This is a genomic window from Paenibacillus sp. GM1FR, from assembly GCF_002803315.1.
Classification (GTDB): domain Bacteria; phylum Bacillota; class Bacilli; order Paenibacillales; family Paenibacillaceae; genus Paenibacillus; species Paenibacillus amylolyticus.
In genome coordinates, this window is sequence record NZ_MKZL01000044.1 from 328,416 (window position 1) to 341,957 (window position 13,542).

Below are 13,542 nucleotides of genomic sequence, written 5' to 3' on the forward strand. Positions count from 1 at the left end.
TTGAATAATGATAAGCTTTTCTGCTTTGTCATTATTCAGTGTTTAGGTTTTTTTTTAACCTTCATTACACATAAAAGGAGCAAAACACAATGGATAAACAACAATTGTCCAAGGATATTTTGAAGCTTGTTGGTGGCGAAGAGAATATCGATCAAGTCACACACTGTATGACAAGACTCAGATTTAACCTGAATGACAACCAAAAAGCGGACAAAGCGACGCTAAAAAATACACCAGGCGTTATGGGCGTTATGGAGAACGGTGGACAGTTCCAGGTTATCATCGGTAACGATGTGCCTATCGTGTATAACGCACTCGTTGGCAACATGTCCAAATCACCAAACGCAGATAATGCAACCTCAAGCGCTTCAACTGGAGAAAAGAAAAAGAGAAATCCGATAAGTGCGTTATTCGATTTCATTTCAGGTATATTTACGCCGATTCTGCCAGCGATTACAGGTGCTGGTATGATCAAAGGGATCGTGGCTATCCTGGTAGCACTGGGATGGTTGTCCGATACCAGCTCGACCTACATCATTTTGTCAGCAATCGGTGACGGTGCATTCTACTTCCTGCCAATCATTCTGGCGATCAGTGCTGCACGTAAACTGGGTAGCAATATGTACATTGGGGCAGCACTCGCCGCGGGTATTATGCATCCAACGATTACCGCGTTACTTGCAGAAGGGGATTCGACATTCGCAGGCATTAAAGTCATTGCCGCAACGTATTCCTCCACAGTAATTCCGATCATTCTCGCCATCTGGATTGCTTCTTATGTAGAGAAAGCCGTTGATCGTGTAACACATGCTTCACTTAAACTCTTGGTTGTTCCAACAGTAACACTGTTAATTATGGTTCCACTGACGTTGATGACAGTAGGTCCATTGGGTACGGTTCTTGGTAATGGTTTGTCCGGTGGTATTTCATGGTTGTTCGACAACATGTCCATCTTCGCAAGTATCCTGATTGGTGGTACGATGTCACTGCTGATCATTACAGGTATGCACTATGCGTTGCTGCCAATCGTTGTTGGTTCAATGACAACACTGGGTTACGACTTTATTATTCCACTGATGTTTGCAGCTAACTTGGCACAAGGTGGTGCAGCATTTGGTGTAGGTCTCAGATCGAGAAATAGCAAAACCAAATCCTTGGCCTATTCCACAGGTCTTACGGCTATTATGGGGATCACGGAACCAGCGATGTATGGTATCAACATGAAGTTCAAAAAACCATTTATCGCAGCCCTTATCGGGGGAGCGATTGCCGGTGGGTTCATGGGTATCTTCAATGTTAAATCGTACGTTATTACAGGACTTGCAGGTCTGCCGAGTGTGGCAGCATTTATCAGTCCAGCAATTAGCACACTGCTCTATGCTCTGGCTGGTGGTTTGATTGCCATCGTAGCTGCGGCAGTACTGACGTACATTCTTGGGTTCCAAGAAGAAAATGCATCGGAGCCAGTAGCTGCACCAGCAGCTGAGCCGGCAACACCAGCAGTAACTTCTGCTACTGTAACTGAAGAAGCAAAAGCACAAGATGAACAAGTATTCAGCCCAATCACAGGTGAAGTTAAACCGCTGAGCGAAGTGCCAGACCCTGCGTTCTCTGAAGAGATTATGGGTAAAGGATTCGCGATTCAACCATCTGAAGGTCGCGTCGTATCTCCGATCAACGGAACCGTGTTCTCCTTATCGAAGAGTGGACATGCTATTGGTCTGGTAAGTGATACAGGCGCAGAGATGTTGATTCATATCGGGATTGATACCGTGAAGCTGAAAGGTCAATTCTTCTCTCCTAAAGTTCAAGCAGGTGCAAAGGTATCTGTAGGTGATGTACTGATGGAGTTTGACCGGGAACAGATCGAAAAAGCCGGTTACACAACGATTACACCAGTCATTATTACAAACATGCATCAGTATGAGTCCATTGAGTCTGCTGGTCGCACTACGATCAAAGAAAAAGACTTGTTGTTCACAGCTAAAGCTTAACCATAAGCAAAAAACAGCAGCTTCACCGGAATGTAATCCGGTGAAGCTGCTGTTTTTTGCTTATAGCCTTTTACACGGGAAGCATCCCCTGAACCAATTGCACAAAATGTTGTGCAGGCTTGGACAGATAGCGGTTCTGCAGCCAGACCAGCGCCGAGCCAACCGTGGAATGCTGGTCCTGAATGCGATATACGTGAAATGGGTGCTCGTGATATAGCTGTAGTACCGTGTGAGGCACGATGGAACTGGCAAAGCCGAGTCGGACCAGCTCGAGCAACATATTAATGTCTGAGCACTCACCCATGATGGAGGGGGTAACCTGATGCTCCCGAAACTTGTCCAAAATTAGCTCGAACATACCGAGTCCTTCTGTGCTTGGAAGCAGTAGAGGGATACCTGTAAGCTGCTCAAAATAAGTCCCCATCTCCACTCCTGGTCCCATCTCTGTCGGACTATCGAGCGGTGTTGAAGAAATGTAGAAAAGGGGTTCCTGTGGCAGATGCAGAACCTCATAACGTTCAGTCTGGACAGGCATGCGTACACAGGCAAGTTCAACTTTGCCATCTTCCAGCAATCGGCATAATTGCGCAGATTCATTTTGTTGAATTTTATAGGTAACCTGTGGGTGGGTGGTGCGAAACTGTTGCAGTGCTTGCGGGATCAGGCGATCCGATATGGTATTGATGCCGATGGCGAGTTTGCCCCGTATGCCGTGACGGAAACTTTGCATCTCCATTACAGCTTCCTCCATATATTTGGTCAAGGTAACCGCATAATCATAGAAGCTGCGCCCCGCCTGCGTTAGTTCCATCATACGCCCTTTGCGTTCAAATAGAATCACACCAAGCTCTTCTTCCATTAACTTAAGCTGCTGGCTTAAGGGTGGCTGAGCCATGTGAAGTCTTCGAGCTGCTGCTGTAATCTGTTTCTCCTCAGCAATGGCAATGAAATAGCGACATTGTTTGATATCCAAGTGGTTGTTCTCCTTCGCCTGCAATGTATATGTAATTCATATGGAAAGGCAACAAAACATGTATTTTTAATATACTACGATCTTATGTTACCATACATTAGATTTGCATACCTGACTAACAGGGTTTGGTTTCTATATGAATATTACTGCATGAGAAAGACCTTGAATTGGAGGATAAAACAACGTGGTTAGAACAATACATGATGCTGCTCAAGCGGGCCATACCGATGAGGTCATTCGATTTATCACACAACAGGGTAGCCGGTTGAATGAACGGGATGCATTGGGGCGAACACCTCTGCTGGCAGCGGTGCACGGTAACAAGATAGACACGGCAAGGATGTTAGTAGACGCCGGAGCCGACATTAATCTTCGGGATGCACGATTGGACAACCTACTGTTATACGCGAGTGCTGAGGGTATGTATGACATGGTCGAATTGGCGATTACAGCAGGTGCAGATACGAGGTTAACGAATCGTTTTGGCGGCACAGCTCTTATCCCAGCAGCGGATCGGGGCCATGTGGACATTGTGGAGCTTCTGCTGACACGCAGTGATGTGGATGTGAACCATATCAACAACCTGGGGTGGACAGCCTTGCTGGAAGCTGTCATTTTGGGAGATGGTGGGCCGCGTCACCAGCAGATTGTTGCCTTGCTTTTGCAATATGGTGCAGATCCAAAGATCGCGGATCGGGACGGGATTACACCGCTTGCACATGCGAGCCGGCATCGGTATGCCGAGATGGAACGACTGTTAACCCAAGTCTGAAGAGACTTATACATTTATGATACAGAACAGTGAAAGGATATTCCAAACGAATGAACAGACATCAAGAGCATTTTACACAAAAGAATATGAAGGACGTATCTTCACTGATTTTGGCAGGTATACAGTGGTTTTTCTTCCTGTTTACCAATACCGTTGTTGTTCCGCTATCCATTGGACATAATTTTCATCTGTCTCCCGATGCCATCGCTGCCTCCATGCAGCACGCATTTATCCTTACCGGAGCAGTGTGTATTCTTCAAGCCGTATTTGGTCATCGATATGCGATTATGGATGGTCCATCAGGGTTATGGTGGGGATTGACGCTAAGTTTGACGGTATCTGCTTCATCGGCCGGTATGAGTCTGGAGCGTATTGGCGGTGGACTGGCTGCAGGTTTTCTGTTAGCGGGACTAACGATGGTGATTCTGGGTTGGCTGGGAGCAGCGCAAGTGCTGCAAAAGCTGTTCACACCTATGGTGAAGAGTGCCATGTTGTTTCTAATGACGATTCAATTAACCATGAATTTTTTCAAAGGTATGATTGGATATACGGAGTTTGGTCGTTTCGATCTGCCTGTTGCCGCATTGTCCGTTGTCATTGCATTTTTGGTGGCATGGATTCAATTAAAAGGTAGGGGGAAACTGGAGAACTACGCGATCCTGATTGGGATTGTGGCAGGCTGGATCGCTTATAGTCTATTGTTTCCTGGACAACATAGCGGACAGCCGAATCAGGCCCCGGTAGGTCTCGAACTGTTTCCGTGGGGAGCGCCCAGATGGGAACCGGGTATTGTCATTACTGCATTTTTCGTGGGACTGGTGAACATGACGAATTCGATCACCACATTAAGCACAGTTGAGAAACTATACCAGACAGAAACAACAAGTCGTCAGTATAGGCATTCCTATGCGCTAACGGGTCTGTTCACGATGTTGTCAGCCTGTGTAGGTGTGCTGCCCTTTGGTTTATTTGCATCATCGATCGGGTTCCTGGAGAGTACTCGCATTCTGCGTCGTGCTGCCTTGATTATTGGAGCGGGGATGTTATGTGTGATAGGTCTTACACCTTCAGTGACAGCATTTTTTGCACAAATACCACCAAGCGTCGGCAGTGCGGTTTTGTTCGTGGCTTATCTTCAGATGTTCGGCACGGCACTTAGAACGCTTGAAGGTACGACGTTTAATTCTAAAACGATCTATCGTGTAGCGTTGCCGGTCCTCACGGGAGTTGCGGTCATGAATATTCCTGCGGAGGCCTTTCAAACTTTGCCCATGTACCTCATTCCGATCATAAGTAATGGTCTCGTCATAGGGGTATTGGTTTCACTGGTTCTTGAAAAAACCGTGAACTGGTCCAAAATGGAACAACCAGCGACAGTAAGTAAAGCGGCATAAAGAGTTTCACTTGCGACAGTCCAATTTGATTGGGCTGTTTTTTTGTTTTTGTTACAGATTTTAAGGCTATTTAACTATTTCACAATGATTTTGCCTTGTCCTGCAAGCATTCGCATCTCTCTAGAGAGACGGTCCTGGTTCCCATCCTGCATTTCGAGTTGAACACCATAGTGCCATGAGGTATTTTTTTCTTGACCCCAGCGGAGAGTGCCTTCCATATATAGAGGGTCTTCAAAGAGCAGCATATTCATTCCAATCCGAATATCGTTATTCTCTACAGGAAGGGATAGCGGAAATGACAGCTGACAGCCGGATCGACTGATGTCACAGAGTTCAGCCTGAATGGGCTTGGCTGGTGCGTTAACCCCGTTGATGCTGAGAATATAGATCTCAAAGTGGATCGGTTCCTTCAATGTGTAGCGAAAGGGTTCTTTTCTATTGTTAATTGACATGGCTTGGCTTCCTCCATCAGGTTCAAAAAAAGTCAGTTATGCTTATATCGACCATTTGGAGCAAGAAATGAAGAGTTGCGCAAGCAGAGATGGTCCATGGGTTCCTTTTACACGTGTATCAGGCTTGATATAATGATGGAATATATTTCTGAGGTCAGACTTGGATCAGACAGAAGGGACGGATGAATATGAGAGGTACATTTCAAATGGTTACAGATACGGCAACATTGTGCCTGTATGATCTGGCAGCGTTAAAACATCGGCTTGAGGATACTTCGGACTGGTGGTCCATTTCAGTGGATGAGCTGGCTGAGGTGAATGCAGGTCATTGTCTGTTCCTGAATCTGGGTGCGGATGGAGTGTATGAGGTGGAATGGAGCCTGGAGGATGTAGAGGAGGATTCAGATCCAGATGACGGAGCGGAACGGGAAAGGGTGTATCATCTGCAAGTTCCGTCTGGGCACGTCTATCTGGGAGCGGCGGATGATGTCACTGGAGGTGAATTGGAGCCGGATGAGACGTGTGAAGGGGTTCTGTTTCAGTTAAAACCCGGAAATTATGCTTGTATCGTCTCCAGAGAAGCCAGTCGGATCACCATTGTCATGACACCAAGTATTCAGGGAAATAACACGCTGGATGAATTAATCCGGATATAGTGTACATATACGAACAGGAGGGATTCATATGCAGGAATGGAACGAGATAACGATGATGAATGCAGATGCCCTGCGTAAACGGATGAGAATACTCGCTGCTTTGGATATCATCTTTTCGGAGGAAAAATGGTTACGCGTACATCATTATGAAGCTGAACTTCAGCCAGGTGTGGCATGGGGAAACATCAATAACGGCGCAGGTGATCATCTGCATGTATTGTTTACGAACTCAGGCACGTTGATCAAAGGATTCGATCATGAGTCACCCTTGAGCCCACATGCTCGTGAGGACGGAGAAATCTATCCGGGCATGTACGATGAAGTGCCGGAGACGTTGATGGCTGTTCTGCGAGATCAGGAGGAAACATTGGATCTGGAGGATGTGACCTTTTGCCTATGGCAGGAAGGGAACGACTTACCATGGAAGGTTGGTAATTGGATTCAGATGGCGATGACCGAGGAAGACAAAGCGGACGCCAGAGGTGGCGCAGAATTTTTGCTGGGATATTTGGAAAAAAACTCGGAAGATTACGCTGATTGGGCTAAAGGTTACTATGACTTGCCGGATCTGCCGTTGGAAGCCATAGCTGAAGTATATGAAGAAAAACTGGTGACCGCCAGACTGATTAAGCAGTTGTGTCCTGAGCGAGATGTGGCAGCAGCACTGGATGAGTTACAGCAATGCGGGTACGCCGTGGAACAAACGTAATAGAGTAGCGAAGGAGGAGAGGTAGATTATGTACACTGTACAACTGGAACGGATGCGTGAAAAGTTGATCACTCTCCGAAGTCTGGACCCGGATCTGGAGCTGTTTGGCGCAGAAAACCATGAATATGAGATGGTACCTGTATGGACACAGGAGGATATTACGCAATTTGAACAGAAATGGCGAATTGAGTTGCCGGAGGACTATAAGGTATGGCTTCTTCATATGGGAACGGGTGGTGCAGGGCCTTATTATGGTCTGGAAAACCCGGATGACGGCGTATACGCTGTGCTTGGTTATGACGATGAGCTGAACGCGGTCTCCGACCCTTTCCAATTCACGGAAGCATGGAACTGGAACTATGACTGGTTCGATGACAGCAAGGAAGAAGAGGAATGGGAAGCGCTGGAACATAAATATATTGATCCAAAATGGTCGGCAGGCATGCTGCGCATCAGTGATTTTGGCTGTGGCATATCCATGAATCTGATTGTTAAGGGAGCCTCCTACGGAGAGATCTGGGTTGATGACCGGGCTAACCGCAATGGAATCTATCCTGATCAGTATTGGGGCAATACGAATCGATTACATTTTCTGGACTGGTACGAGTTGTGGTTGAATCGTTCGATCCATCAAATCCATGAACAAAAGCAACAATCTGGAGCGAACGAAGTCTGAAGGAGGTTGTACATATGGGCTGGGAATATGGAATTAGAACAACGGAGCCTGCGATTTTACCTGAAGTCGTGAAGCGTTTGGCAAGTTCATTAAAATTTAACGAAGTGTATAGTTTGGAACACCAAGCCAACGGCTTTGTATTGAAACGTGAAGATCCTTCCTGGCCTAGAGCACTTGAAGTGTGGATAGAAAAGGCTTCCGGGTTAGAAGAGATTGTGGATGGGGATTCGTATATCTACTGTTTGTTTCATATCTGGGGTGAAGAGGCGCGGAGCTGGATGCATCAGATGGAGCAAGAAACCAGACAGGTTGATGGTGGTTTAATCTGGTTTGAACTCTGAGCGGTAAGAGATTTGCCTGAAACAGGAGGAGCATATATGGCTAAAAAATCAAAGAGAACAATTCCTGCGCTCATGTATCAGTATCAAGGTCCACAGCGGAATGTGGGTTTTGTTTTATCCCCTTTATATATAGAAGAATCGGTTGAAGTAGAGATGGAAGACATGCTGTTCATATATAATGAAGACTTTGACTATATTCGTCCCGCATTGGATCGCACATTTCCCTTAACTGACCCGCGAACTGGAGAAGAGATGAAGGCACTTGATCCCTGCTGGGAGAATCCGATTACGAAGGAAGTGTGGGTGGGGATTTTATCAGAGCTGGATCAACAGGTGGTTGCAGAGCCAGAATTACGGATTTTTTTGAATCGGTTCACCACTTGGGTGAGAAATCATCTGCAATTGGCCGACGGGATCGAAGTCACCGGCAATTTGTAAGTTAGTTGATCTTGAATTGTTCATGCGTGTACGTAATTCAGTATATCGGCAGACGAAGTCCTATGTAATCAAGCTCCCTCATGATGATGGCGGAGCTTTTTTTGATGAATAAATATTAAAAACCGTTTGCTTCACTCACCCGTCTTATACCACAGAAAGAGAGAGAGAAGGAGGGATGCGGGGTGGAAACAAAAGCAGAGATGAACCAGAGGATCTATGTGCAGACCGAAGACGAGACGGAATTTTTGCAATCCATTATGGAACATCAAGATACGCTTATTTATATTGCCTACAGTTATCTGCGTAACCAGCAAGATGCGCTGGAAGCGGTACAGGAGATGACGTGCCGAGCTTGGATCAAACGTCGTACGCTGAACAATGAGAAGGCGTTCAAGTCTTGGATCATTCGGATTCTGATTTATGTCTGTATCGATGAACAGAGGCGCCGAAAGCGGGCGACACCTCTGGCGAAGGAGGATATGGAGGACAGTATTCCGGCATCTTGGATGATTAGCGTTGACGATAATCGAATCGCTATGGGATCTCTTTTGCAAAAGGTGAAACCGAAATATCGCCATGTAATAGTGCTGAAATATTATAACGACATGACACTGACGGATATTGCCTCCATCCTCGGCAAACCAGAAGGTACGATCAAGACCTGGCAGCACAAGGGGCTCCAGCAGTTGCGCAAGTTGATGAAGAACAGGAGGGATTGGCATGACCACTAACCCGGAGGAAAAAGCACTTCTTGCAGACGCATATCAGGTGAAAAGAGAGAAGCAGCACTGGAATCCGGCGGACACGACTGCTGCAATTCAACGTGGTCTCGCGAAGGGCAGAACAAGACGATCAGGTAGGATCGTTCGTGTCAAATGGATTACGGCAGTGCTGGTCACGGTCCTTGCTGCAGGTTGGTTTCTTACGGGCCCGCTTGGAAACTATGGGCAACAACCGGCAACATATACTGAGCCTGTCACCCATTGGGGTGTACTAGAGCCCTTTCGTGGCCTGCTAACTTCGGATATGGATAGTGCCACGATTACTTCAACGCTAAATCATGATTATGTGCAACTCGTGGATCGGACGGTTACATCGGGCATATATCAGTTTACCGTGAATGCGGTTCTGGCAGATGAGAACAGGATAACGGTATTGTATACCGCCAGAACGGATGCTTCGCAAGAGATTTATTCGATAGTCAATACCAAGATGACGGATGCAAGAACAGGTTATGTCCTTGATAACGGAAATATAGGAGGTATGCATTTTTCGAAGGATAAGCATACCATTTATGGCCGGAATACAATTGAGCGTAATCGAAATAAACCGCTCCCTGAGCAAGTGAATCTTCAGTTCCAGCTTTCTTCCGTTGTTCCAGATGTGGTGGGAAATTCAGAAAAAGGGGAAAAGGAACGGAAATATAAATATTCCAAAAAAATGAATCTTTCTTTTGCACTGGATCCCAAATTCTCTATCCCCAAAACGGAAATCATCAACGTTAATCGGACCTTTACCGTTGGAGGCTATGAGGTCTTATTGTCGGAGGTGGAGATGTCTCCGCTAGTAACGCGGGTCAAATTTGTCCATGCACCTGATCAAGAGATGGACTACAAAACGAAGTTGTCGCTCAACGAGATCGTTTGGCCTATCGAAATCATTTCGATCTCCAGGAATGGGAAGCAGACCAAGTTATCCATGGTAGGCGGGAGCGGAACGGAAGACGGAATGATGTATTCTTTCAGCAGCAATCTGCTGGACAATCCGGAGTCAATGATATTAATACTTCGTGGCAAACCAGATAAGGTCTACGATGATTTACAAGAAGCCAAGAAGGATGAACTGAAAATCAAAATCAAATAAGATGAACTAACTGGAATAACTCTTATTCGAATTGGTAGACGTTAGTGAAGTAAGTGAAGGGATGTCCCGCAAGGTCGTAAGCCTTGTGAGACATCCCTTCTTAAATATGACAAGCTGCTGATCTTATACAGTTAGAATATCTACTCCCAGAGCTGGAAGGGTCAACTTCTGATTCAATCTCTCGCTAGTCAACAAGCTATGATAAGGAACGTCCAACGTAATCTCTCGTTGCTCATTCGTCAAATTGATCAGGAACAGGAAGTTCTGCTCCCCCTTCGTTCGAATCGAAAGCTCGACACCTTCCGGAAGCTGGATCTCGGGCGTCAACCCTTTTTCCTTCAATATGTCTTCAAACAACTGATAGAAATACGATGGCTCCGGCCAAGTGCCGACATAATACACTTCACCTTCACCAAGCTTATTGACAGTAATCGCCGGTACACCCTCGTAAAAGTCGTTGTCATACCAGGCGATCGGCTCTGCACCTCGCAGTTCCAGTAGATCACACCATTGCTTCGCAGCGAAAGTCTTGCCCTCCGCGTTCCGTATCCGATGCTCACTGTTGCCGATGGCATCATATTCACTTACGACAACACCCGCCGCTTCACCCAGTAGCCCCGGAAGAGGCAGCATCTCACATACATTCCTCATGTTCTTCACGCCAGTCCGATTGGTAAGGACAACCGTACCACCCTTAGCTGCGAATCGCTCCAGCCGCTGTGCTACTTCTTCACTTAACAGGAAGAGGGAAGGGACAATGACCAGCTTGTACCCATCGAGCTCCTCAGTCCAGTTAATAACGTCTGTACCGACGCCCATTTTCAGAAATGCATTATGCATAGAGGACAAGTTGTCTATATAGTGCATTCCCCCTTCCGCCTGCGGCTGAAGGGAAAGCGCCGTATGCTGATCATGCGAATGCAGAATCGCAACCTGAGTAACAATGGTTGAGTCGGCCAAGAGTTCTCCTAACTGGTTCACCTCGCGAGTAAGCTCCGCGAACTCCCTGAACCTGCGTCCAGGAACATTGCTGTGGTCGATCAGCCCATGCCAGAACTGTTCCGCTCCGACGGTAGCACTCCGCCAGCGGAAATGGACGACCATATCCGCACCGCGAGCGATTGTCTGCCAGGAGCGAGCTCGGATCAATCCAGGATAGGGCGTGCGCTGAATCGGCATCCAGGCGCCCTGTGCCCCGCTGAGTTGTTCCATTACCCAGAAATTCCGGCGTTTGATGCCGCGAACCAAGTCCAGCGTAAGCGCTCCGTTCCTCGGAAACCGATCGCCATAATCGCGATACAGCTCATTCGGATAATAATCAACAGAGACGAAGTCCAATTCGTTGTGCATATCATAATAGTCCAGGCTGTTCGGATATTGCCACATGTTATGCGTCACGAATTGATCTGGACAGTTACGGCGTAAAATCTCAAGCTGCCATCCCAGCAGATAGCCTACGCTGTCAGAACAAAACCGCTTGTACTCCAGAAGATAGGAAGGATTCATCGGTTTGCTGGCACCGAGTGGCGTTGTTACCTCAGCCCAGCTGCTGTACTCCCCACTCCAGACGACCGTTCCCCACTCCCGGTTCAACTCCTCCAGATTGGAATAACGCTTTTGCAGCCAAGCGACAAATGAACGATTACATGTATCACAATGGCATTCCTGGTAGTGCATCTCGTTATCGATTTGCCAGCCTATGACGGCGGGATGCTGTCCATAGCGCTGTGACATCGCTTCCACAAATTTGGAGCCCAGCATTCTCAAGGAAGGGCTGTTGTTGCAACGATGTCCACGCACACCTGGCCGAATGATGTGGCGTTGTTCATCTATGGGCAGCACATCCGGATAACGGGTTGTCATCCAGTTTGGCGGGGTATTGGTGGGGGTGCATAACACAATTTTCATACCACGCGAAGCGAATACTTCTATAGCCGCATCCAGCCATTCAAACTGATAATTACCCTCAGTCGGTTCCATTCGGCTCCAGGCGAACTCCGCCATTCGCACAACTGCAACCCCCGTCTGTTGCATAAGTATGGCATCTTTCTCCCATAACTCCGGAGTCCATTGCTCTGGATAATAATCAATTCCGATCTTAATTGTCATCCTGTGATCTCCTTTATTTATCAATATATTGCGATTATATGTTATATTAATTCGAGTGAATATCTTAAATAATTAATATGATATAACAATATTAAGATCAGGAGAGTTAGTCGTATGCCTCATCCCAATCGTAATTTTCCGGTGTTATCTTCCCGAGACAAGCTGCTCCCTTTTTATTTACTTGGCATCGGCCTGCATCATGAACAGGAGCATATCCGCCGAGACCAAGGCATTGAGGATTATCAGTGGATACAATGCCGCAGCGGTGTGGGTAAGCTCAAGCTCAGTGAAACGGAACATATCGTCAAGCCAGGTATGGGCATGCTGTTGTTCCCTGGGCAGAAGCACGAATACTATGCGCTATCCGACAGTTGGGAAGTCGACTGGATCATTTTCGATGGCAACGGGTCAGCAAACTTGTTTGAAACCGTGGGCATTGTCGACACATGCGTATACACGCTTGCGCAACCTGAATACCTTCTATCCCGAATGCGGGAGCTGCTGCAAGCTGCCTTAACACCACAAGAGCAGACATTAAGCAATTACGCCTGCTCCGCTGTCCTCTATACCTTATTGACAGAGATTATTCAACGCGTATCTGTCGAGGGCAGCGATACCGTCGGGCAGCAGTATGAGCGAATAAAGCCGGTTCTGGACTATATTGAACAGCATTATGCTGAAGAGATTACTTTGCCAACGCTGGCTGGATTGATCTGTGTCACACCAGAATATTTCTGTCATTTGTTTAAGAAGACGACAGGTATTCGTCCCATCAGCTATGTTAATCAGGTAAGAGTCAACAAGAGCAAGGAACTGCTGCTCGACAATGTGCAGCGCGGGATGGAGGATATTGCTCGTCAAGTCGGTTTCGAATCGACCAGCTATTATGGAGCCATCTTCAAGAAGCTGGAACGACTTACACCTGGCGCCTTCCGACGCAGCTATCAGAAGTCGTGACATATTATTATCCGCAAACGAATGGTTTTTCGTCAGAGGCTTCAGGAACTGATCCGAGGGCAGATCAGTTCCAAGTTGGATCACATAGTACTCGTTAATAGAGCCGCTAATTAGCGGCTCTATTTTGTGTAAAAAAATGGCCTGGTTTTACGTTTTTTCACTATATCTGATCTGCTGTTGCATAAAAGTGATAATTGTTGTCTTTTTG

14 protein-coding genes are annotated in these 13,542 nt (G+C 46.8%); 11 read left to right on the plus strand and 3 right to left on the minus strand.

What is annotated here, in order from left to right; translation table 11 throughout:
- The first annotated feature begins 89 nt into the window (after positions 1-89).
- On the plus strand, positions 90-1,994 hold the full coding sequence (locus PAEAM_RS23845) for a beta-glucoside-specific PTS transporter subunit IIABC (RefSeq protein WP_100529213.1): 1,905 nt from the start codon (positions 90-92) through the stop codon (positions 1,992-1,994).
- Positions 1,995-2,064: 70 nt separating this feature from the next.
- Here the strand turns inward: PAEAM_RS23845 and PAEAM_RS23850 are convergent, their stop codons facing one another.
- A complete protein-coding gene (locus tag PAEAM_RS23850) occupies positions 2,065-2,967 on the minus strand; it encodes a LysR family transcriptional regulator (protein WP_076252800.1) in 903 nt (300 codons plus the stop codon).
- A 184-nt stretch (positions 2,968-3,151) separates the two neighbouring features.
- Between PAEAM_RS23850 and PAEAM_RS23855 the strand changes: the two genes are divergently transcribed.
- The gene (locus PAEAM_RS23855; protein ID WP_100529214.1) at positions 3,152-3,739 is read left to right on the plus strand and encodes an ankyrin repeat domain-containing protein; all 588 of its coding nucleotides are present in this window, start codon (positions 3,152-3,154) and stop codon (positions 3,737-3,739) included.
- A 50-nt stretch (positions 3,740-3,789) separates the two neighbouring features.
- Entirely contained in the window at positions 3,790-5,133 is a 1,344-nt protein-coding gene (locus PAEAM_RS23860; RefSeq protein WP_243391451.1) for a uracil/xanthine transporter, read from the plus strand.
- 74 nt (positions 5,134-5,207) lie between these two features.
- On the opposite strand, the gene PAEAM_RS23865 is transcribed toward PAEAM_RS23860, so the two are convergent.
- Positions 5,208-5,585 carry a PilZ domain-containing protein gene (locus PAEAM_RS23865; protein ID WP_036617371.1) on the minus strand — a complete coding sequence of 126 codons (378 nt, stop codon included), beginning with the start codon at positions 5,583-5,585 and terminating at the stop codon, positions 5,208-5,210.
- A 188-nt stretch (positions 5,586-5,773) separates the two neighbouring features.
- Here PAEAM_RS23865 and PAEAM_RS23870 point away from each other — a divergent pair, with 188 nt between their 5' ends.
- The 7 genes from PAEAM_RS23870 to PAEAM_RS23900 all read left to right on the plus strand — a co-directional run bounded on the left by PAEAM_RS23870 (position 5,774) and on the right by PAEAM_RS23900 (position 10,268).
- Positions 5,774-6,241, plus strand: coding sequence for a DUF6386 family protein (locus PAEAM_RS23870; protein WP_243391452.1), 468 nt, complete (start codon positions 5,774-5,776; stop codon positions 6,239-6,241).
- 28 nt (positions 6,242-6,269) lie between these two features.
- Positions 6,270-6,950 carry a hypothetical protein gene (locus PAEAM_RS23875; protein ID WP_100529216.1) on the plus strand — a complete coding sequence of 227 codons (681 nt, stop codon included), beginning with the start codon at positions 6,270-6,272 and terminating at the stop codon, positions 6,948-6,950.
- A gap of 28 nt (positions 6,951-6,978) precedes the next feature.
- Positions 6,979-7,626: an SMI1/KNR4 family protein gene (locus PAEAM_RS23880; protein ID WP_100529217.1), complete on the plus strand. Its 648-nt coding sequence runs from the start codon at positions 6,979-6,981 to the stop codon at positions 7,624-7,626.
- Positions 7,627-7,640: 14 nt separating this feature from the next.
- On the plus strand, positions 7,641-7,967 hold the full coding sequence (locus PAEAM_RS23885) for a hypothetical protein (protein ID WP_100529218.1): 327 nt from the start codon (positions 7,641-7,643) through the stop codon (positions 7,965-7,967).
- Between the two features lie 36 nt (positions 7,968-8,003).
- Positions 8,004-8,405: a hypothetical protein gene (locus tag PAEAM_RS23890; RefSeq protein ID WP_076252794.1), complete on the plus strand. Its 402-nt coding sequence runs from the start codon at positions 8,004-8,006 to the stop codon at positions 8,403-8,405.
- A gap of 182 nt (positions 8,406-8,587) precedes the next feature.
- Entirely contained in the window at positions 8,588-9,136 is a 549-nt protein-coding gene (locus PAEAM_RS23895; protein WP_243391453.1) for a sigma-70 family RNA polymerase sigma factor, read from the plus strand.
- Positions 9,126-10,268, plus strand: coding sequence for a DUF4179 domain-containing protein (locus PAEAM_RS23900; RefSeq protein ID WP_100529219.1), 1,143 nt, complete (start codon positions 9,126-9,128; stop codon positions 10,266-10,268). Before PAEAM_RS23895 ends, PAEAM_RS23900 begins: the two co-directional genes overlap by 11 nt.
- A 123-nt stretch (positions 10,269-10,391) precedes the next feature.
- Here PAEAM_RS23900 and PAEAM_RS23905 read toward each other — a convergent pair whose 3' ends face one another.
- Positions 10,392-12,377, minus strand: a complete 1,986-nt coding sequence (locus PAEAM_RS23905) for a beta-galactosidase (protein ID WP_100529220.1) — start codon at positions 12,375-12,377, stop codon at positions 10,392-10,394.
- A 114-nt stretch (positions 12,378-12,491) separates the two neighbouring features.
- On the opposite strand from PAEAM_RS23905, the gene PAEAM_RS23910 reads away from it, so the two are divergent.
- Positions 12,492-13,334, plus strand: coding sequence for an AraC family transcriptional regulator (locus tag PAEAM_RS23910; protein ID WP_100529221.1), 843 nt, complete (start codon positions 12,492-12,494; stop codon positions 13,332-13,334).
- The last annotated feature ends 208 nt before the right edge of the window (positions 13,335-13,542 follow it).